This window comes from Curtobacterium sp. MCSS17_005 (assembly GCF_003234225.2).
GTDB lineage: Bacteria > Actinomycetota > Actinomycetes > Actinomycetales > Microbacteriaceae > Curtobacterium > Curtobacterium flaccumfaciens.
Genome location: NZ_CP126258.1, coordinates 3,637,183 through 3,655,630, shown reverse-complemented (window position 1 = coordinate 3,655,630; position 18,448 = coordinate 3,637,183). Strand labels below are relative to the sequence as shown.

Genomic DNA, 18,448 nt, shown 5'->3' with positions numbered 1-18,448 from the left:
CGTGACGATCAACACCGAGCGGCCCCCGGCCGCAGCCACCCCAGCCCGGACGACACGTTCGTCCGGGCGGGGCGCCCCCGCGCCGCGCGCCGACGGCGGCCGAGCGCCACGACGGACCGACGGCTGGTGGCCGTGGCTCTTCGTGCTCCCGTTGCTCGTCGGCGTCGGCACCTTCTACATCTGGCCGATCATCCAGACGTTCTGGTACTCGTTCACCAGCTGGGGTGTCTTCGGGGGCGCCACGTTCACCGGCGTCGCCAACTACGTCCGGCTCGTCGGTGACCCGCAGCTGTACCAGTCGCTGCTCAACACGGTGATCTACACCGTGATCGTCCTCGCCGGGATCCCGATCGCGGTGTGGCTCGCCAGCCTGCTGAACACCCCGGGGCTGCGGTTCGCGCAGTTCTACCGGGTGCTCTTCTTCCTGCCGTACGTCGCCATGCCGGCGGCGATCGCCCTGGTCTGGCGCATCATGTACAACGGCGACTACGGCATCGTGAACTGGTTCCTCGGGAACTTCGGCATCGACGGCCCGTACTGGATCTCGACCCCCGGCTTCGCGCTGATCGCGGTGAGCCTGGTCGGCCTCTGGTCGTCCCTCGGGTTCTCGATGATCATCCTCGGCGCCGGGCTCAAGGATATCCCGCCGGAGCTCTACGAGGCCGCGGAGCTCGACGGCGCGAGCCGGTGGCGGCAGTTCCGGTCGGTGACCGTGCCGTTGCTCAGCCCGAGCATCTTCTTCGTGGTGATCGTCACGACGATCTCGAGCTTCCAGCTGTTCGACCTGCTGTACGCGATCCTCGGCAGCACCAACCCGGTGATCCCGAAGACGATGTCGCTCGTCTTCTACTTCTACAGCGCAGGGTTCATCGACAACGACAAGGGCTTCGCGGCCGCGATCGCGATGGTGATCTTCCTGCTCATCGGCATCGTCACGCTCGTGCAGTTCCGCGTCCAACGGAAGTGGGTGCAGGGATGACCGCCACCATCACACCGCCTCGGGCCGCACGCCGGCCCGGCCGTCGCGGCGGCAGCCACTGGTGGATCCACGTCGTGCTCGGCATCGGCGGGTTCGCGATGGCCTTCCCGTTCCTGTGGCAGATCATCATGTCGCTGTCGACGAACGCGCAGGTGCAGTCCGTCACGCCGGTCTTCTGGCCGGGGGAGCTGCAGTGGCAGAACTACGCGCAGGTCTTCGAACGCCTGCCGTTCCTCAGCCAGCTCGGCACATCGGTGTACGTCACGATCATCCGCACGATCGCGCAGATCGTCCTCTGCACGCTCGCCGGGTACGCCTTCGCCCGGATGCGGTTCCGCGGGCGGGCGGCCCTGCTCGCGATCGTGCTGTCGATCCTGCTCGTGCCCTCGCAGGTCTACCTGATCTCGCAGTACCAGATCGTGCAGGGGCTCGGCTGGCTCGACACCCTGATGGGGATCGTCGCGCCCGGGCTGTTCAGCGCCTTCGGCACGTTCCTGATGCGGACCGCGTTCCTGAACATGCCGCCCGAGCTCGAAGAGGCAGCGCGGATGGACGGCGCGAACCCGTTCCAGACGTTCTGGCGGATCATGCTGCCCCTGGCGCGTCCCTCGATCAGCGTGCTCGCGATCACGACCGTGCTGTGGTCGTGGAACGAGCTGCTCTGGCCGCTCGTGGTCTCCACCCGCGCCGAGGACATGCCGCTCGCCGCCGGCCTCGCGACGCTGTCGAGTGACCGCACGATCGACTACCCGGTGCTGATGGCCGCCAGTCTGATGGCGATGGCGCCGGTGCTCATCATGTTCGTCGTGCTGCAGCGTCGGGTGATGGACGGGCTCGCGTCGTCCGGTCTGAAGTGACCACCGCGACCCCCGGCCTGGAGGCCCGCCCCGGGTCCGTCGCGGTCCTCGCCGCCGCCGTGGGGTCACCGGACGACTCCGCGACGGTGGCGGCTGCACTGGCCGCCACCGTCGCCGACGCCGGGCCCGCGGAGCGGGACGCGCTGCTGGTGGCGGCGCTCCGCGCCGCGGTGCCGGGCACCGCCGATGCCCTCGCGGAGCGTGGGCTCCCGCGCGCGCTCGCCGAGGCCTCCGTCGCCGATGTCGACCGCAAGCTCGCCCGCTACGGGCTGCACGGCACCGGGGTGGAGTGGCTCGTCGCCGTGGTGACCGGGCGCGTGGTGGCCGTGGGGCGCCTCCAGTTCGAAATCGGGGACCACCTGGCGGACGGCACGCCGGCCTGGGGGGTGCACGTGCCGGAGACCGGGCCGCTCGACCCGGTGGCCTGCGACCGCTCGTTCGCCCGCGCACCCGAGGTCCTGCGCGGCCTCGCACCGCAGCTCGCTGCCGATCGGTGGCAGTGCCGCTCCTGGATGCTCGACCCGGGGCTGCCCGCCGCGCTCGGTCCCGATGCCAACCTCGTGCGCTTCGCCCGGCGCTTCCGTCTCGTCCCGCCGGGGGAGCACGACGCGACCGAGGGGGACGCCAGCGTCGCGAAGTTCGTCTTCGGGGTGCCGCTGGCCACCGCGCGGTCCGCGGCGCCGTCCGGTCGGTTGCGTGCGGCCGTGCTCGACCGGTGGGCGAGGGGTGGGCACTGGACCGAGCGGACCGGCACGGCGCCGGTCGCGTGACCACCCGCAGCCGCGGCCGCGTACCGTACACGGCATGACGAAGCCCGACCACGATCACCTCGACGACGGCGTCGACATGACGTTCGAGGAACGCCGACAGGACACGTTCCGCCGCATGTCCGGATCCGACGAGCACGACGCCGATCCGCGGGTCGAGGTCTCCCGTGCCGAGGACGGCGACGTCCGCATCGACGTCGCCGACACCGCGGCGGTCCGACCCGGCGAGTGACACCCGTTCCGGCCCTGGTCCGCCGGGGTCGGTGGGGCACGGCATGATCGTGTCGTGCACCTCGTCCTCCGCCGCGTCGACGGCGGCGTCCTCGCGACGCCCCTGACAGACGCGGGGACCGCCGGGGGTGAGCCGATCCGCCTGGACGAGCCGGGCCTCCCGGCCTTCGTCGCGGCCCACGACGCACCGGGCGTGCGCTGGGTGTGGGACGACACCGCCCGCTGGTACCCGGCCGTACTCGCCGCCGGCGGGCGGGTCGGTCGCTGCGTCGACCTGCGCCTCGGTCGTCGTGTCCTGCGGGCTGCGCTCGCGGCACGGGGATCTGCGCTCGCCGCTGCGCCGACCGACGCCCTGGACGCCCCGGCCGCGGAAGCCCGCGTGGTCCGGCCGACGCAGGCCCAGCTCTTCGACGACGCCCTGTTCACCGCCTCCGCGCCCGACGACGAGGTCGAGCCGGTGGCGGAGTTCCGGGCGCAGCTCGCCGCGGTGGCGGGGTCGAGCGCTCCCGGTGCGCTCCGCCTGCTGCTCACCGCGGAGTCGGCCGGTGCGCTCGTGGCGGCCGAGATGCTGCACGCCGGGCTGCCGTGGCGTGCCGACGTGCACGAGCGGCTGCTCGAGGACGCCCTCGGGCCGCGTGTGCCCTACGGGGTGCGGCCGCGACGCCTCGAGGAGATCGCCGCCGTCGTGCGCGAGCGCCTCGACGACCCCGGTCTCAACCCGGACTCGCCCGCCGACGTCCTGAAGTCGCTGCGCCGGGCCGGCCTGATGGTCACGAGCACGCGGAAGTGGGAGCTGCAGGAGATCGAGCACCCCGTCATCGAGCCGCTGCTCGAGTACAAGCGCCTGGCGCGACTGCTCACCGCCAACGGGTGGACCTGGCTCGACGACTGGATCCGCGACGGCCGGTTCCACCCGAAGTACGTCGTCGGCGGCGTCGTCACCGGGCGCTGGGCGGCCGACGGCGGGGGAGCGATGCAGTTGCCGAAGGGCATCCGCGGGGCCGTCATCGCCGATCCCGGGTGGAAGCTCGTCGTGGCGGACGCCGCACAGCTGGAGCCCAGGGTGCTCGCCGCGATGTCCGGCGACCGGGCGATGGCCGCGGCCGGCGACGGGCGCGACCTGTACGACGGCGTGGTGGCGTCGGGGGCGGTCGAGACCCGGCAGCAGGCGAAGGTGGCGATGCTCGGTGCGATGTACGGGGCGACCCAGGGCGAGGGCGGTCGGCTCGTGCCACGCCTGGTCAGGGCGTTCCCGCAGGCGCTCGACATGGTGGAACGGGCCGCGCGTGCGGGGGAGCGCGGCGAACCCGTGACGACGTTGCTCGGGCGGACGTCACCGGTGCCTGACGACTCTTGGTTCGCGGCCCGGAACCAGGCGTACACGGTCGAGGGGACCCCGGCGATGCAGCGTGCGGTCGAGTCCCGCGCCCGGAGCTGGGGCCGGTTCACCCGGAACTTCGTAGTGCAGGGGACCGCGGCCGAGTGGGCGCTCGCGTGGATGGGGTCCCTGCGCTCGCGGCTGATCGCGCGCTTCCCCGGAGCCGTGACGGACGGGCCGCACCTGGTGTTCTTCGTGCACGACGAGATCGTGGTGCACGCCCCGGCGGAGCACGCGGAGTGGGTGGCGCAGCAGATCCGGGAGGCCGCCGTCGATGCCGGACGGCTGTTGTTCCAGGACTTCCCGGTGACGTTCCCGCTGTCGGTCGGGGTGGTGGGGGCGTACTCGGAGGCGAAGGACTGAGGCGGCCGGGGGCTCACGTCCGCCGAGTTGTGCCACTGAAACACGTATGTCAGCGTTCTGGCAGCAGCTGTTGCCCGGTGCTCTCCCGCCGAGTGCCCAGAAACGATCGGACGGATCGATGCGTGTCCTCTCGTGGCAGCGGTTCGACATCGGGTTGCGGCTCATCCTCTGCAGCGGCCCTGTGCTGATCTGCGTGTTCTCCCTGGCCGAGTTCCCGGAAGTGAGCGGCTGGTGGATGCTGGGCATCGGGACCGCGTCGATCGTGCTGATGCTCAGCACCCCGGCAGTCGGCATCATCGCGACCCGTAACGCCCTCTGGCTCGTTGCGGCGCCGTTCTGAGGCGTCCAGGTCAAGATCGGCGACATCGCCTCGGTGACCAGCGTGGACGTGCGACCGATGGAGGACTTCGGTGGGTGGGGCATCAAGGGCAGGAGCCGCCGCGATGGTCTGCTCCTGGCAGCGGACGGCCAGCGCGCCGTACGCATCGCTCGACTGAACGGACAGGTCTTCCTCGCCACCTCGGATGATGCCGACGGTGTGGCCAGCGCGATCGGTCGTGTGGTCGCTCGGCGCTCGTAGCCAGGCGGCCGGGACGGCTCCCGGCGGCTTCGGGCAGTGTGGACGGATGCACACCGAACGCGGGGACGCCGCCGACCGCACCGTCGGCGAAGTCGACCTGACCCGTTGGCGCTCCCGGGCGGGCCGCAGTGTCGCCGGTGCGTGGACCGCGCTCGGCAAGCGCTTCGGCGCCATGCCGGTCCTGCTGCTGACCCTGGCCATCGGCCTGGGCATCGCCGTCCTCGCCACGTGGATCGCCTCCGAGGTCTACGACGCCGTGCGGGAAGCCGACGACGTCGCGGTGCTCGACCGACCCGTCCTCGACTGGGCGCTCACACTCCGATCACCCACGGCGGACACGCTCGTCACCTGGTGGACCGACATCGCGGGCACGATCGGAATGCCGATCGTCGCGCTCGGGTTCCTGGTCGGCTTCACGATCCAGCGCCGTGCGTGGACGCCACTGGTGCTCCTGGTCGCCGCGAGCGGTGGTTCGCTGCTCATGACGATCGCGGGCAAGGACCTGATCGGCCGCGCTCGTCCGCCGCTGTCCGACGCGGTGCCGCCGTACGAGACGTCGCCGTCGTTCCCGTCGGGGCACACGCTCAACTCCACGGTGATCGTGGGCACGATCGTGTACCTCCTGCTCCTGCGGCAGTCGCGCGTCGTCACCCGGGTGTGGACGATCGTCGTGGGCACCCTGTTCGTGCTGTCGGTGGGGGCGTCGCGGGTGTTCCTCGGGCACCACTGGCTGACCGACGTCCTGGCGGCGTGGGCGCTCGGACTCGCCTGGCTCGCCCTCGTGATCACGGCGCACCGGTTGTACCTGACGGCGCTCCACCACGGTGCCGAGCCCGCGCCGGACGTCGACCGCATTACTTCGTGAGCAGAAGACGTCGGGTTGCTCGCCCGCACCCGACATCTTCTGCTCACGAAGTCGCCAGGCCGCCGCCCCGCCCCCCCCCGAACGGCAGAGCGCCGTCAGCCGCGACCGGTAGGTTGCCGGGCATGGAAGAACGGGTCTTCGGCGGCAGGTACCGCGTCACGGGCACGCTCGGACACGGTGGCATGGCGTCCGTGTACCGGGCGGTCGACGAGCAACTCGGTCGCGAGGTCGCGGTCAAGGTGTTCCGCATCGGCCCGGTCGACCGCGGTGAGCGCGCCCGCGCCGAGGCGGAGATCCAGACCCTCGCGACGCTGCGCGCCCCCGAGCTCGTCACGCTCTACGACGCCGCACTCGACGACGTCGACGGCGACTCGTACCTCGTCATGGAACTCGTGCCGGGCAGTGACCTGGCGACCCGTCTGCGCGAGGGCCCGCTCGACCCCGCGACCGCTGCCCGCCTGGGTGCCCAGGTCGCCGACGGCCTGGCCGCCGTGCACGCGCAGGGGATCGTCCACCGTGACGTGAAGCCCGCGAACGTCCTGCTCGAGAGCGACGGCCGGCACGTCAAGCTCGCCGACTTCGGGATCGCCCTGCTCCGTGACGCCTCACGTGTGACGGGGACGGGGACCGTGATGGGGACGGCCGCGTACCTGGCCCCGGAGCAGGTCCTGGCGAAGGAGATCACCGGCAAGGCGGACGTCTACTCGCTCGGGCTCGTGCTGCTCGAGTGCATGACCGGCCGCCAGCCGTTCCCGGGCAGCGCGGTCGAGTCGGCCACCGCCCGGCTCACCCGTTCGCCCGAGATCGACCGGCAGCTGCCCACGGCCTGGCGCACCCTGCTGCACGTGATGACCGCGCAGGACCCGGCGGAGCGACCGACGGCAGCCGAGGCGGCCGAGCGCCTGCGTGCGCTGGGCCGTGACGAGCCGACGAACGCCACGCAGCTGCTGCCCGGCACGCCCGGTGCGGTGACGGCCGCGGCCGCCGGTGCTGCGGGTGCCGCGGTCGGCGCCGGTGCCGCCGCAGCGGCGAACGCCGACGACCGGACGCGGGCGATGCCGGCGAGCGAACTGCCGAACGGCGGCGCGCGTCCGGGCGATGACGCCACCCGCGTCCTCGACACCCAGCGTCCGAACCCCGCCGACGACGTCTCGACGACCGTCCTCGGCGCCCAGGCGAACGACCGCGGCGCACCGGGCCCGAGTGGGCCGACCCCGCCGCCGGTCACGCCCCGCCCGGTCCGGGGCGACCAGCCGGACGACCAGCCGGAGAAGAAGAAGCGCGGACCGCTCATCGCCGCGATCATCGTGATCGTCCTGGTGCTCATCGGCATCGGGGTCGCGGTGTTCGCCCTCAACGGTGACGACGACGGCACCCCGGCCCCGACGGACACCACGTCGACCGCGCCGACCGAGCAGCAGCCGTCCGAGGACCCGGGCGAGGAACAGCAGCCGAGCGAACCGGCCGAGCAGCAGCCCTCACAGGAGCAGCAGCCGTCGCAGCCCGCCGAGGAACCGAGCGAGGAACCGAGCGAGCAGCCGAGCGAACCGACCCAGCCGGAGCAGCCCACGCAGGACCCGCCCGTCGGCCCGGAGCCGAGCACCCCGGCCTCGAACCCTGTGCAGGAGCCGCAGGACGCTACCGGCGCCGCCGACACCGGTGCGGTCGACACCACGTCGGACACCGCCCCCGGCAAGTCCGGCAGCGCACCGGGACACAACAAGGACTGACACGCCGGGGTTTTCGTCCAGTCCCTGGAGCAAATAGGCTCGCCCCGTGCGAGAACTGCAACGGAGCGGTGGTCCGACGACGGCCGTGGCCGCTCGGAACGGTGTCGGCTTCGGTTCGGCAGAGGCCTGGCTCGTCGAACGACCAGCGGGAACGTCCGTGGCCGAGGCGATCGTCCCCGGTTTCACCGGACGCACCATCGCCACCGGCGACGAGCTCTCCTGGGTCTGGTTCCCCGAACGGACCCTGCCCGACGGGGCGTCGGAACCGACCGAAGCAGACCTGCCGCACTTCTGGGACGCCACGGCCTTCGCCGTCGACGTCGTCTTCACCGACGGCTCGCGGCTGCGTGACGACGCCGGGGTCCGCGACCAGTACGGCGACGCGGTCACCCCGGACGCGCAGGACGCGGCCCGCAAGCAGTGGGTGGACCAGTGGAACCGTCGCGCGGTCGACCTCACGCCGTTCGCGGGGCTGGTCGTCGACCGCCTGGAGGCCCGGCTCGGCTCCGACGCACCGGCTGCGGCCGCCGACGAGCGTCCCGCACTGCGCGGCTGGCTCGACGCCGTCCGGATCGGTCCCGCGCGCCCGACCCCGACGACCCCGCTCGGCCACGTCCGGACGACCCGTGGCACCCAGGCGTCCTCCCGGTTCTCCCGCGGCAACAACGCCCCGCTGGTCGGCGTCCCGCACGGCGGGGTGTTCGGCCTGCCGATGACGGACGCCTCGAGCAACCGCTGGCCGTACGCGTACCAGGAGCACGACCGGCTCGACGACCAGGGGCGGCTCCGCCCGGCGATCCAGGCCTTCGCGACGAGCCACATCCCGTCGCCGTGGATGGGCGACCGCGGGGTGTTCCAGGTGATGCCCTCGCCACTCGACACCCCCGACGTCGACCGGTCCGCCCGCGCGCTCGGGTTCGACCACGAGGACGAGCAGGACGGGCCGCACCGCTACCGGGTCGCCCTCGCGCACGGTGTGACGGCCGAGCTGACCGCGGGGGAGTTCGCCCTCGGGTTCCGGTTCACCGGCACCCGCAGCGTCGTGCTCGACCACCACGGCCGGGTGTCCGACGTCTCCGTGACGGTCACCGACGGCACCGCCGTGGTCGAGGCCGTCCTCGACGACCGCCCCGGCACCCCGCCGCACCACGTGCACCTGCGGGTCGCGGGGGTCACCGCCGACCACACGACGGTCGGCGAGCACGAGCTGCGCGGCTGGCTGTCCGTGGGGGAACCCGGGGGCACCGGCGGCCCGGTCGACGTCCTGCTCGGCATCTCGACCGTCTCGATCGAGGACGCCCGCGCGAACCTCGACGACGCCGGCTCGTTCGACGCCATGTGCTCCCGTGCCGAGGCGCTGTGGACCGAGAAGCTCGCGACGCTGTCCTTCGACGGCGCGAGCCCCGACCAGCTGACGAGCCTGTACTCCGGCCTGTACCGGCTGTTCCTCTACCCGAACCGCGCCGGGGAGACCGCCCTGACCGGCACCCCGCGGCACCGCTCCCCGTACGGCGACGTGCTGGCGGAACCGATCCGCGACGAGCCCGGGCCGGAGGTCGTCGAGGGCGCGTTCACCACCACGAACGGCTTCTGGGACACCTACCGCACGGCCTGGCCGCTCCTCGGACTCCTGACCCCCGAGACCGCTGGGGAGCTCGCGCAGGGCTTCGTCGAGCACCACCACGACGGCGGGTGGACGCCCCGCTGGAGTGCCCCCGGCGCCGAGGACTGCATGACCGGCACCACGAGCGACACCGTCTTCGCCGACCTCGTGGTGAAGGGCGTGCGCGGCTTCGACCTGGCCGAGGCGTACCGGAGCGCGGTGCGGAACGCGACCGTCCCGCCGCGTGACGAGCGCGTCGGACGCAAGGGGAGCCTCCCGGGCGCCTTCCGCGGCCACGTCGACACGGCGACCCACGAGGGGATGTCGTGGACCCTGGACGCAGCCATCAACGACTGGGGTCTGGCCGTCATGGCGGGCCTGCTCGCGTCGCGAGCGCGGACGCCCGCCGACCTGTCCCGCTACGAGGCCGAGGCCGAGTGGTTCGCCCGCCGGTCGCTGCAGTACCGGCACGTGTTCGACTCCGAGCGCGGGTTCTTCATCGGCCGCGACCCGGACGGCTCGTGGCGGGTCGGCACCGAGTTCGACCCGCGCAACTGGGGCGACGACTACACGGAGACGAACGCGTGGGGCACCGCGTTCACGGCGCCGCACGACGGCGCCGGCATCGTCGACCTGCACGGCGGGCCGGAGCGGTTCGACGCGGCCCTCGACGCCTTCTTCGCAACCCCCGAGACCGGCGCACTGGCGCGCTCCGGCTCGTACGGCTTCCCGATCCACGAGATGACCGAGGCCCGCGACGTCCGGATGGGCATGCTCGGGCTGTCGAACCAGCCCGCGCACCACATCCCCTTCTTCCCGATGTTCACCGGACGGCACGACGACGCGCACCGCATCGTCCGCGAATCGCTCGAGCGCCTGTTCGTCGGGTCCGACCTCGGCCAGGGCTACCCCGGCGACGAGGACAACGGTGAGATGAGCGCCTGGTACGTCTTCGCGACCATCGGCCTGTACCCGCTGGCGCCGTCGACCGGTACCTACGTACTCGTGCCGCCGTCGGTCCGCAGGACGGTGCTGCGACAGCCTGGAGGATCGCCCACCGTCATCGAGATCGCCGCGGGCTCCGCAGGCGCGTACGTCGCGTCGGTGACGGTCGACGGCTCGCCCTGGATCTCGGTCACCATCCCGCACAGCGTGGTCGTGGCCGCGTCGCGGATCGAGTTCACCCTGTCCGACGAACCGCAGGGATGGGCGTCGGACACCCGCCCCGTCTCCGCCTCCGACGTGCACGGCTACCGGGACGCCCCGGTGGACGTCCTGCCCGTCGGGGCCTCGGCGCTCACCGACGACACCGGCCGCACCGTCACGGCGCTCGCCGCGGGGGAGTCCGTGTCCTTCGACGTGTCGTGCCCCGTCGCCTCCCTGTACACGGTGACGGTGGCATCACCGGGGTCCTACTCGTGGCAGGTCGGCCTCGACGACGCCGTCACCGCGGTCGACGGCGCCGAGTTCTCGTGGGCCGGCCAGACCCGGGTGTTCCGGATCCTCGGCGGTGGGTCGTCGTTCACGTTCACCGCCGGCACCGACCTGACGCTGACGCAGCTCGAACTCATCGCGGCCGACGGACAGCGTTGACCCGGCGTTCACCCAGCGGGAGCATGCTCGCCCCATGTCGATGAGCGCACCGTTCGATCCCGAACAGCAGGGCCGGTCCATCCCCGTGGACGGCAGTGACGAGTCCGAACTCGAGATGGAGGAGGACCGCGGCGCCGACGTCGGCGACGACTCCGCCGACCCGAGCGTCTCGCCCGTCAGCCACCACGACGAGGACGAGGCCGGCGGCGGCCCGGTGTTCCGGCGTCCGCACCCCGGTGAGCGGCTCCACCCGGACGACCTCTGACCGTTCCGGGGGTCCTCCGGGCTTTCTTGGGCGATTGCCAAGCGGCTCGGGCATGCTCGTGCGCATGTCGATCGCGAACTCGTGGGACCCGTCTGGTGGCCGTGCAATCCCGGAGGACCAGGTCCGTCAGGACGGGCTCGAACTCGACGAGGACCCGGCGATGCTCGGGATCTCGTTCGACGTCGTGGGTGGCGCCTCCGCTGACCCCGCCGGGGTGTCCCCGGTCGACGTGAACGTGCCGACGCCGAGGTCTGCTGGCTCCGCCTCCGACGACTAGCGCGCCTGGTCGAATCGGGCATACCTGGTCGAATCGGGCGTACCTTGTCGGATCTTTTCACCAGGTACGCCCGAAAGCACCTTGCATCGCACGCGTTGTGGGAAGGAACTTCAGCGCGCGGAAGGGTCGGGGACCCGGTACTTGAACCCGACGTGCGAGCCGGTGAAGCCGAGGCGCTCGTAGAACCGGTGCGCATCGGTCCGTGCAGCGTCCGACGTGAGCTGCACGAGCGGGGTCGACCGAGTCGTCCTCGAATCTCGCGGGCCCTCGGACCGGAACGATCGCGCGCACCTCGACGCCCTGCGGTCACGCAAGTTGGTTCACGGGCTGGTGCTCGGCGAGGGGAAACGGCCTCCCTCGAGCAGCTGAACCATGTGCTGAGCGTCCACGAACACCGTCGGTGAACGTGCGAATCCCCGGGCCCCGCTATACCGCAGGATCTCCCGGGGATCACTTCCGCACCCACCTCGATGGGGCGACTGGTCTCAGTGTGACATATCAGCGGACGGGCAGGGCGAGGTCGTGGAGCACGATCCCACCCTGCCCGAGCCGACGGGGTGGTCCTGGTTCAGGGGACGGTGTGTCCGGCCGCGGTGAAGAGCCGGTACCACTCCTCGCGCGACAACTCGACGTCCGAGCCGGCTGCCGAGTCGCGCACGCGCTGCGGGTTCGTGGTGCCGAGGACGACCTGGAAGTGCGCGGGGTGGCGGGTGATCCATGCGACCGCGATGCCGGTCGGGGTGACACCGTGCGCGGCGGCGACCTCCTCGAGCACGTCGTTCAGCTCGGCGTACCGCTCCCGGTCGCCCAGGAAGACGCCGTCGAAGAAGCCCTTCTGGAACGGCGACCAGGCCTGCAGCGTGATGTCGTTGATGCGCGAGTAGTTGAGGATGTCGTTGTCGCGGTCGACCGACTGCTCGAGGCCGCCCATGTTCGCGGTCAGGCCCTGCGAGATGACGTTGGCGTGGGTGATGCTCAGCTGCACCTGGTTGAACGCGAGCGGCTGCCGGACGTGCTTCTTGAGCAGGTCGACCTGGCCAGGGGTGTGGTTCGAGACGCCGAAGTGGTGCACCTTGCCGGCGACGTGCAGCTCGTCGAAGGCCTTCGCGACCTCTTCCGGCTCGACCAGGGCGTCGGGGCGGTGCAGCAGCAGGACGTCGACGTACTCGGTCTGCAGTGCCTCGAGCGACTCGTGCACGGACTCGAGGATGTGCTCGTACGAGAAGTCGAAGTACGCGCCCTTCGGCGTCGGCCGGATGCCGACCTTGGTCTGCAGCACGATCTCGGCGCGTTCCGCGGGCGACAGCGTGACGGCGGCGCCGAAGCGCTCCTCGCAACCGTGCCACTCGCCGTAGACCGCGGCGTGGTCGAACATGTTCACGCCCGCATCACGGGAGGCGCTGTAGAGCGAACGGATGTCCTCGTCGCTCATGTCGTTGATCCGCATCAGTCCGACGACGACGTCGGAGGCGGTGAGGTCTGTCTGTGGCAACTCCAGTGTCTTCACGCCCTCGATCCTGCCAGCCGGTCCCCGGCACAGGCAGGCCCTGCCAGTACCTCAGGCGCGTTCGGGCAACAGGACGGCGAGCACCTCGGAGCCGTCGACCCACGTCCCTTCCAGCGTCTCGCCCTCGGGCAGTGCCGTACCGACGACCCGAGCGACGACGATCGTGCCGTGATCGGTCGCGATCGACGTCAGGGCGTCCGCAGTGGTCGCTCGCACCGAGGTGACGCTGGGGGAGTCGGGATCGGAGCCGCTCCCGCTGGCCCAGGCGTCCTTCGGCCGCTGTCCGGCACCGTTGGCCAACTCGAGCGAGGCTTCATGCCCGCCGGTGACGATCGCCCGGCGCAGGACATCAGCGTGGACCGGATCGCCCACGGCGTCGTACACCCACCGTCGCCCGAGCACGGAGTGGTCCATCTCGGTGACCAGGAACGCGTCGGCACCCGGCAGTGGTGCGTCCCGGTAGGTCAGTGGCGCCTGCAGGACCCGGCCGTGGTCGGTGCGGACGAGGAGCACCTCGACGCCGACCTCGCCAGCGGGGTCGTCGAACCGGAACTGCCCGATGACCTCGACGGACGCTCCCGCGACGACGCCGCTCCACGCCTGGTCGGGGAGCCAGGCGGCGAGCGCCTCGGCCTTGGAGGGGCGGAGCGTTGCCTGCTCGATGACTGCCATGACCTGACCGTACTGCCGCGCAGCACCGCGCCGTCGGCGCACGTCGAGGTCAGTGGACGGAGAACCCGCCGTCCACCGCGATGGACTGCCCGGTGACGTAGGCCGACCCGGGTCCGGCGAGGAACACCGCCGCCGCGGCGAAGTCCGACGCGAGCCCGTTCCGCCCGACCAGCGTCCGTGCGGCGAGGGCCGCCACCGTCGCCGGGTCGGAACCGAGCCGCTCGTTGAGCGGGGTGCGCACGAAACCGGGGACGAGGACGTTGGAGGTGACCCCCTGCGCGGACCAGGCCTCTGCCTGGGACCTGGCCAGCGCCTCCAGGCCGGCCTTGGAGACCCCGTAGGCGCCGCTGGCGGCGAAGGGGCGGTGGGCCTGCTGTGAACTGATCGACACGATCCGCCCGTACCCACGGGCCGCCATGCCGGGTGCGAGCCGCTGCCCGAGCACGAACGGCGCGTCGAGGTTGACGGCCATCGTGGCGTCCCAGGTGGCCTCGTCGAGTTCCGGCATCGGCGGCCGCAGGTTGATCCCGGCGGAGTTCACCAGCACGTCGACGTCGCCGGCGGTGTCCGCGAGTGCGTGGGCTCCAGCGCGGGAGGACAGGTCCGCGACGATGCCGTCGGCCGAGCGGCCCGCCTGGCGGATGCCGGCGACGGTGGCGTCGATGGTCGCGGACGTCCTGGCGGCGACGAGGACGTGGGCACCCGCGTCGGCGAGTGCGGTGGCGATCGCTCGGCCGATGCCGGAGCTGCCTCCCGTCACGAGTGCGGTGCGGCCGTCGAGGCCGAAGAGCTGCTGCAGCGACATCCGGTCAGGCTACCGAGGCCCGTACGCTGGGCCGGTGCGTGACGACCTGCTGCCGATGCTCGCCTGCCCCGTGTGTGCCGAGCCCCTCGGCCGCGTCGACGGCGGCCAGGTCGGCTGCCCGAACGGTCACCGGTTCGACGAGGCGAAGCAGGGCCACCTGACGCTCCTGCCCGCGAAGCGGCGCGCGCTCACCGCGGACACCCCGGAGATGGTGGACGCGCGGCTGCGGTTCCTGGGGCGCGGGCACTACGCGCCCGTCGAGCGGGCGCTCGCCGCGATCGTCGCGGACGCCACCGCGCCCGGCATCGTGCTCGACGTCGGTTCCGGCCCGGGGACCTACCTGGCGCATGCGCTGCGTGCGGCGGACGGGAGGCTCGGGGTCGCGTTGGACTTGTCGGCCGTCGCGACCCGGCGTGCGGCACGCGCCCACGAGCGCGCGGGGGCCGTCGTCGGGGACGTGACCGAGCGCCTCCCGGTCGTCGACGACGCTGCCGCCGTCGTCCTCGACGTCTTCGCACCGCGCAACCAGGCCGAGTACGCCCGCGTCCTGCATACCGACGGCGTGCTCGCGGTGGTGACCCCGCGGGCCGGCCACCTGGCGGAGCTCGCCGAGGCGACGATCAGCGTGGACCCGGAGAAGGAGCGCCGGCTGCACGACTCCCTGACGCCGTCGTTCGCGCTGCGGTCCTCCGAGGACCTGACCTGGACCATGGAGTTGTCGGCGGAGGACGTCCACGACGTCGTGCACATGGGGCCGAGCCACCACCACGTCGCGGCGGACACGGAGTTCGAGCCGGCGACGGTGACGGCGGCGGTCACCGTGTCGACGTGGACGCCGACGCGATGATCGCGGCCTCACAAGCAAGTTTGTATGCGGCCTTGGCATGAAGAATCTGATGTTTTAGTGTGCTGCCAGGGGTCGCCAACGAGGGCGGCTCTGACACGGAGAGGCTGCACATGTCGAAGCGAACCAACACCTGCGCTGGAATCCTCCTGAGCGCCGCGCTGATCGCGGGCGGAGGCCTGACCGCCCCTGCTGCCAGCGCCGAACAGGCCGGTATCAAGGTCGTCGAGGCGCAGTCTGAAGCGCCGTTCGTCACCCGAGCGCTGATCGCACAGGCGATCGACGAAGCTCGCAGTGCGGGCGCGGTCAAGCGGGAAGAGACGCAGTCCGACGGCAGCCGGACCGTCATCGTCGATGGTGGCAACGGATTCGAGCTGGCGTTGAACGACACCAATCCGAACGCCCGTCTGGCCTACGGATCGGACAACCGCGGCGCCTACATCGCCTTCAACTCGTTCGACCAGGGCGTGATCATCAGCGGTGCCGGATCACTGCTCGCCGCCGGGATCTGTGCGCTCGGTCCGGCTGCGTGCATCGTCGGGAGCGCCGCGATCATCCTGGCAAGTCAGTACATCACCTCGCACAGCAAGTGCCCCAGCCCGAAGTCCGTCCGCGTCTACCCCGTCACGAAGAAGACGAGTCGCTGCGTCTAGGAGGAGTCCCTCATGTCGAAGATCCTGAACAGTCTCCCCCTCGCGATCTGCGCCGCCATCGGGCTCGTGCTCATCGGGGCCGCCGTCTACGCCGGAGTCAACGGAACAACCGCGCAGTCCTGGGGCGGGATTGCCGTCGGTGCCACTGCAGTCTCCGGGGGCGCGTGCACGGCATCAGCGATGCGGTACCGCCGCTCCCGGCGCCACGGTCGACGGGACTGACGGCGGTGGACGGCGAATGCCCCGTTCTCATGGAAGAACGGGGCATTCACCGTTTCACAAGGTCGTCAGTTGCCGGCCGGGGCGACGTCGAGCTGCCAGACCACGCCGAAGCGGTCGCGCAGCTGCCCGGCCAACGGTGCCCAGGCCGAGGGCTCCAGCGGCTGCCGGATCTCGGCGCCGTCGGACAGTGCGGCCCAGTACCGCTCGATCTCGGCCGTGTCGTCGCCGTGCACGAACACGTAGAAGGCGTTCGATCCCTGGTCGTAGGGCTGCCCGGGCCAGACGTCGAAGGCCATGACGCGGAAGCCGGCGGCCGTGGAGACCTGACCGAACACGATGCGCTCCACCCAGGCCGGGTCGTCCAGGGCGCCCATCTGGCCGTAGGTGGCGGCGGTGACCTCGCCGCCGAAGACCGATGCGTAGAAGTCGAGCGCCGCGCGGGCGTCGCCGTCGAAGTTGAGGTGGGTTGTCGTTTCGATGCTCATGGGACGAGGATGTCGGGCAATGCGGTCAGATCGTGTCCGCTTCTCAGACGAAGATGGACGCCATGGCCGGACCCTCCGCACGGATGCTCGCGCTGCTCTCCCTGCTCCAGGTGCACCGCGACTGGTCGGGGGACGAGCTCGCCGGGCGGCTCGACGTCAGTCCGCGCACCGTCCGCCGCGACGTCGATCGGCTCCGCGGGCTCGGGTACCGGGTCGAGGCGCTCCGCGGACCGGCCGGCGGCTACCGGCTCGCGGCCGGCTCCGACCTGCCCCCGCTGCTCTTCGACGACGACCAGGCGGTGGCGATCGCCCTGGCGCTCGCCGTGGCGCCGGCATCGGGGGCGGACGTCGCCGAGTCGGCGGCCCGCGCCCTGGCGACCGTCCGGCAGGTGATGCCCGCGCGGCTGCGGTCCCGGGTCGACGCGGTGCAGGCCGTGACCGCGACGAGCCGGACCACCACCGACCCGGAGGTCCTGGTGGCGGTGAGCGAGGCCGTCCACCTGCAGGAGGTGTTCCGCTTCGGGTACGGCGACGACGAGACCCCGCACCGGGTGGAACCGCACGCCGTCGTCGCCCGGAACGGTCGCTGGTACCTGCTCGACTGGGATGGCGACCGTGACGACTGGCGCACGCACCGCATCGACCGGATCACGCCCCGGATGCGCACCCGCGTCCCCTTCACGCCGCGACCGATCCCCGGTGGCGATGCGGCCGCGTTCGTGTCCGCGCGGTTCAAGGGGTCGGCGGTTGACGACGTGTGGCCGTGCACCGGTTCGGTGACCACGACGGCGGGCGATGCGCGGCGGATCGCGCCGTACCTGCCCGAGGACGCCGTGGTCGAGCATCTCGAGGACGACCGGGCCCGCGTCACCCTCGGATCGTGGTCGTGGGACGGCCTCGCGGGCGTGGTGTCAGGACTTGCGGTCGACTTCGTCGTCGCGAGTCCGGACGAGCTCGTCGAGGCCGTAGCAGACCTCGCTGACCGGTTGCGCGCGGCTGGCACGCGTGGCCCAGCGTGATCAGTGGCGACCTCTCCAGAGCGCGTGGTCCAGCCAGCCGGCGCCGACACACATCGACGAGAGATTCGCGAGGAGCGGCGAGCTTCTCGATCCGGACGCCATGTGCCCGCGAGACGAGAAAATCGGCCCGAGCCGTGAGGCGAGCGGGCCGATCATGATGGGTCGACGCTAGCAGGATCCGCTCCGCGAGAGCCAGTGTTGGTCGGCTGAGGAGCGCCGGAAGCGTCAGCCGCCCGTGATGGATCCGCCGAAGAACATCGCCACCGGCGCGAACACGACGAACACGATGCACCCGACGGTCAGCGCTGCACGGCTCCGACCACCACCGCGGGACCACCCCACCGCGGCGAGCGCGAGCGCGGTGACGGCCACGAGCCACGGAACGACGGACAGCGGTGCCGCCCAGAACCAGAACAGCAGTTGCCGCCGTTCGCCGAAGAGCCACAGCGGCGCGAAAACCGTCCCCCAGAGCACACCGAACGCGACGCCGGCGACCGCCAGCAGTCCGGCCGCCACGACGGACGCCGTCGCACCGGGACGGGCGGGGACCACGGGGATCGTCACGTCTCGATCGTAGGACGCCGGAACGCGTTAGGAGCGTGCATGCGTCCGCCAGGGCGGCGTCAGGGATCTGTTAGGACCGGACTGGAGGCGCGGCGCAGGATCCAGCATCGGTTCGGCACCACTCGTGGTGCCGGTCCGCGTCACCCGGCGCGGACACCGCAGATCTTCTGGAGTCCCTCGTGTTCGACG

The 18,448-nt window shown here is 71.7% G+C and carries 21 protein-coding genes and 1 pseudogene; 16 read left to right on the top strand and 6 right to left on the bottom strand.

Annotated elements, in window-relative coordinates; genetic code table 11:
• Window position 1 precedes the first annotated feature (1 nt).
• The 12 genes from DEJ20_RS17500 to DEJ20_RS17445 all read left to right on the top strand — a co-directional run bounded on the left by DEJ20_RS17500 (window position 2) and on the right by DEJ20_RS17445 (window position 11,488).
• Window positions 2–979: a carbohydrate ABC transporter permease gene (locus tag DEJ20_RS17500; RefSeq protein ID WP_027466814.1), complete on the top strand. Its 978-nt coding sequence runs from the start codon at window positions 2–4 to the stop codon at window positions 977–979.
• Complete coding sequence (locus tag DEJ20_RS17495; RefSeq protein WP_258377090.1) at window positions 976–1,836, top strand: carbohydrate ABC transporter permease; 861 nt, start codon at window positions 976–978, stop codon at window positions 1,834–1,836. Before DEJ20_RS17500 ends, DEJ20_RS17495 begins: the two co-directional genes overlap by 4 nt.
• Window positions 1,833–2,606: a hypothetical protein gene (locus DEJ20_RS17490; RefSeq protein ID WP_111234566.1), complete on the top strand. Its 774-nt coding sequence runs from the start codon at window positions 1,833–1,835 to the stop codon at window positions 2,604–2,606. The genes DEJ20_RS17495 and DEJ20_RS17490 overlap by 4 nt, the downstream gene beginning before the upstream one ends.
• A gap of 34 nt (window positions 2,607–2,640) precedes the next feature.
• Window positions 2,641–2,835, top strand: a complete 195-nt coding sequence (locus DEJ20_RS17485) for a hypothetical protein (RefSeq protein WP_017887924.1) — start codon at window positions 2,641–2,643, stop codon at window positions 2,833–2,835.
• Window positions 2,836–2,889: 54 nt separating this feature from the next.
• Window positions 2,890–4,575: a bifunctional 3'-5' exonuclease/DNA polymerase gene (locus tag DEJ20_RS17480; RefSeq protein WP_111234567.1), complete on the top strand. Its 1,686-nt coding sequence runs from the start codon at window positions 2,890–2,892 to the stop codon at window positions 4,573–4,575.
• Window positions 4,576–4,693: 118 nt separating this feature from the next.
• The gene (locus DEJ20_RS17475; RefSeq protein WP_111234568.1) at window positions 4,694–4,915 is read left to right on the top strand and encodes a hypothetical protein; all 222 of its coding nucleotides are present in this window, start codon (window positions 4,694–4,696) and stop codon (window positions 4,913–4,915) included.
• A gap of 33 nt (window positions 4,916–4,948) precedes the next feature.
• On the top strand, window positions 4,949–5,155 hold the full coding sequence (locus DEJ20_RS17470) for a hypothetical protein (protein ID WP_284183355.1): 207 nt from the start codon (window positions 4,949–4,951) through the stop codon (window positions 5,153–5,155).
• Between the two features lie 46 nt (window positions 5,156–5,201).
• Window positions 5,202–6,020 carry a phosphatase PAP2 family protein gene (locus tag DEJ20_RS17465; protein WP_111234570.1) on the top strand — a complete coding sequence of 273 codons (819 nt, stop codon included), beginning with the start codon at window positions 5,202–5,204 and terminating at the stop codon, window positions 6,018–6,020.
• Between the two features lie 122 nt (window positions 6,021–6,142).
• Window positions 6,143–7,750: a serine/threonine-protein kinase gene (locus DEJ20_RS17460; protein WP_111234571.1), complete on the top strand. Its 1,608-nt coding sequence runs from the start codon at window positions 6,143–6,145 to the stop codon at window positions 7,748–7,750.
• 46 nt (window positions 7,751–7,796) lie between these two features.
• Window positions 7,797–10,946, top strand: a complete 3,150-nt coding sequence (locus DEJ20_RS17455; RefSeq protein ID WP_258377091.1) for a GH92 family glycosyl hydrolase — start codon at window positions 7,797–7,799, stop codon at window positions 10,944–10,946.
• A 34-nt stretch (window positions 10,947–10,980) separates the two neighbouring features.
• On the top strand, window positions 10,981–11,211 hold the full coding sequence (locus DEJ20_RS17450; RefSeq protein ID WP_111234573.1) for a hypothetical protein: 231 nt from the start codon (window positions 10,981–10,983) through the stop codon (window positions 11,209–11,211).
• Between the two features lie 64 nt (window positions 11,212–11,275).
• Entirely contained in the window at window positions 11,276–11,488 is a 213-nt protein-coding gene (locus DEJ20_RS17445) for a hypothetical protein (protein WP_139179591.1), read from the top strand.
• Between the two features lie 110 nt (window positions 11,489–11,598).
• Here DEJ20_RS17445 and DEJ20_RS17440 read toward each other — a convergent pair.
• The 4 genes and pseudogenes from DEJ20_RS17440 to DEJ20_RS17425 form a co-directional block, all read right to left on the bottom strand.
• Window positions 11,599–11,718 (bottom strand): annotated as a pseudogene (locus tag DEJ20_RS17440) (GNAT family N-acetyltransferase); the annotation flags it as partial.
• Between the two features lie 338 nt (window positions 11,719–12,056).
• The gene (locus DEJ20_RS17435; RefSeq protein WP_111234574.1) at window positions 12,057–12,995 is read right to left on the bottom strand and encodes an aldo/keto reductase; all 939 of its coding nucleotides are present in this window, start codon (window positions 12,993–12,995) and stop codon (window positions 12,057–12,059) included.
• A gap of 51 nt (window positions 12,996–13,046) precedes the next feature.
• Complete coding sequence (locus DEJ20_RS17430; RefSeq protein ID WP_111234575.1) at window positions 13,047–13,667, bottom strand: CG0192-related protein; 621 nt, start codon at window positions 13,665–13,667, stop codon at window positions 13,047–13,049.
• Between the two features lie 49 nt (window positions 13,668–13,716).
• A complete protein-coding gene (locus DEJ20_RS17425) occupies window positions 13,717–14,472 on the bottom strand; it encodes an SDR family NAD(P)-dependent oxidoreductase (RefSeq protein ID WP_110892861.1) in 756 nt (251 codons plus the stop codon).
• 34 nt (window positions 14,473–14,506) lie between these two features.
• On the opposite strand from DEJ20_RS17425, the gene DEJ20_RS17420 reads away from it, so the two are divergent.
• The 3 genes from DEJ20_RS17420 (at window position 14,507) to DEJ20_RS17410 (ending at window position 16,191) form a co-directional block, all read left to right on the top strand.
• On the top strand, window positions 14,507–15,319 hold the full coding sequence (locus tag DEJ20_RS17420) for a putative RNA methyltransferase (RefSeq protein ID WP_111234576.1): 813 nt from the start codon (window positions 14,507–14,509) through the stop codon (window positions 15,317–15,319).
• Between the two features lie 110 nt (window positions 15,320–15,429).
• A complete protein-coding gene (locus DEJ20_RS17415) occupies window positions 15,430–15,969 on the top strand; it encodes a hypothetical protein (protein WP_110863276.1) in 540 nt (179 codons plus the stop codon).
• A gap of 12 nt (window positions 15,970–15,981) precedes the next feature.
• Window positions 15,982–16,191, top strand: coding sequence for a hypothetical protein (locus tag DEJ20_RS17410; protein WP_111234577.1), 210 nt, complete (start codon window positions 15,982–15,984; stop codon window positions 16,189–16,191).
• Between the two features lie 65 nt (window positions 16,192–16,256).
• Here the strand turns inward: DEJ20_RS17410 and DEJ20_RS17405 are convergent, their stop codons facing one another.
• Window positions 16,257–16,676 (bottom strand): VOC family protein, encoded by a 420-nt coding sequence (locus DEJ20_RS17405; protein WP_111234578.1) that lies wholly within the window; start codon window positions 16,674–16,676, stop codon window positions 16,257–16,259.
• A gap of 62 nt (window positions 16,677–16,738) precedes the next feature.
• Between DEJ20_RS17405 and DEJ20_RS17400 the strand changes: the two genes are divergently transcribed.
• Window positions 16,739–17,695 (top strand): helix-turn-helix transcriptional regulator, encoded by a 957-nt coding sequence (locus DEJ20_RS17400; protein ID WP_111234579.1) that lies wholly within the window; start codon window positions 16,739–16,741, stop codon window positions 17,693–17,695.
• 225 nt (window positions 17,696–17,920) lie between these two features.
• On the opposite strand, the gene DEJ20_RS17395 is transcribed toward DEJ20_RS17400, so the two are convergent.
• Window positions 17,921–18,259 carry a hypothetical protein gene (locus DEJ20_RS17395; protein WP_111234580.1) on the bottom strand — a complete coding sequence of 113 codons (339 nt, stop codon included), beginning with the start codon at window positions 18,257–18,259 and terminating at the stop codon, window positions 17,921–17,923.
• Window positions 18,260–18,448: the final 189 nt, after the last annotated feature.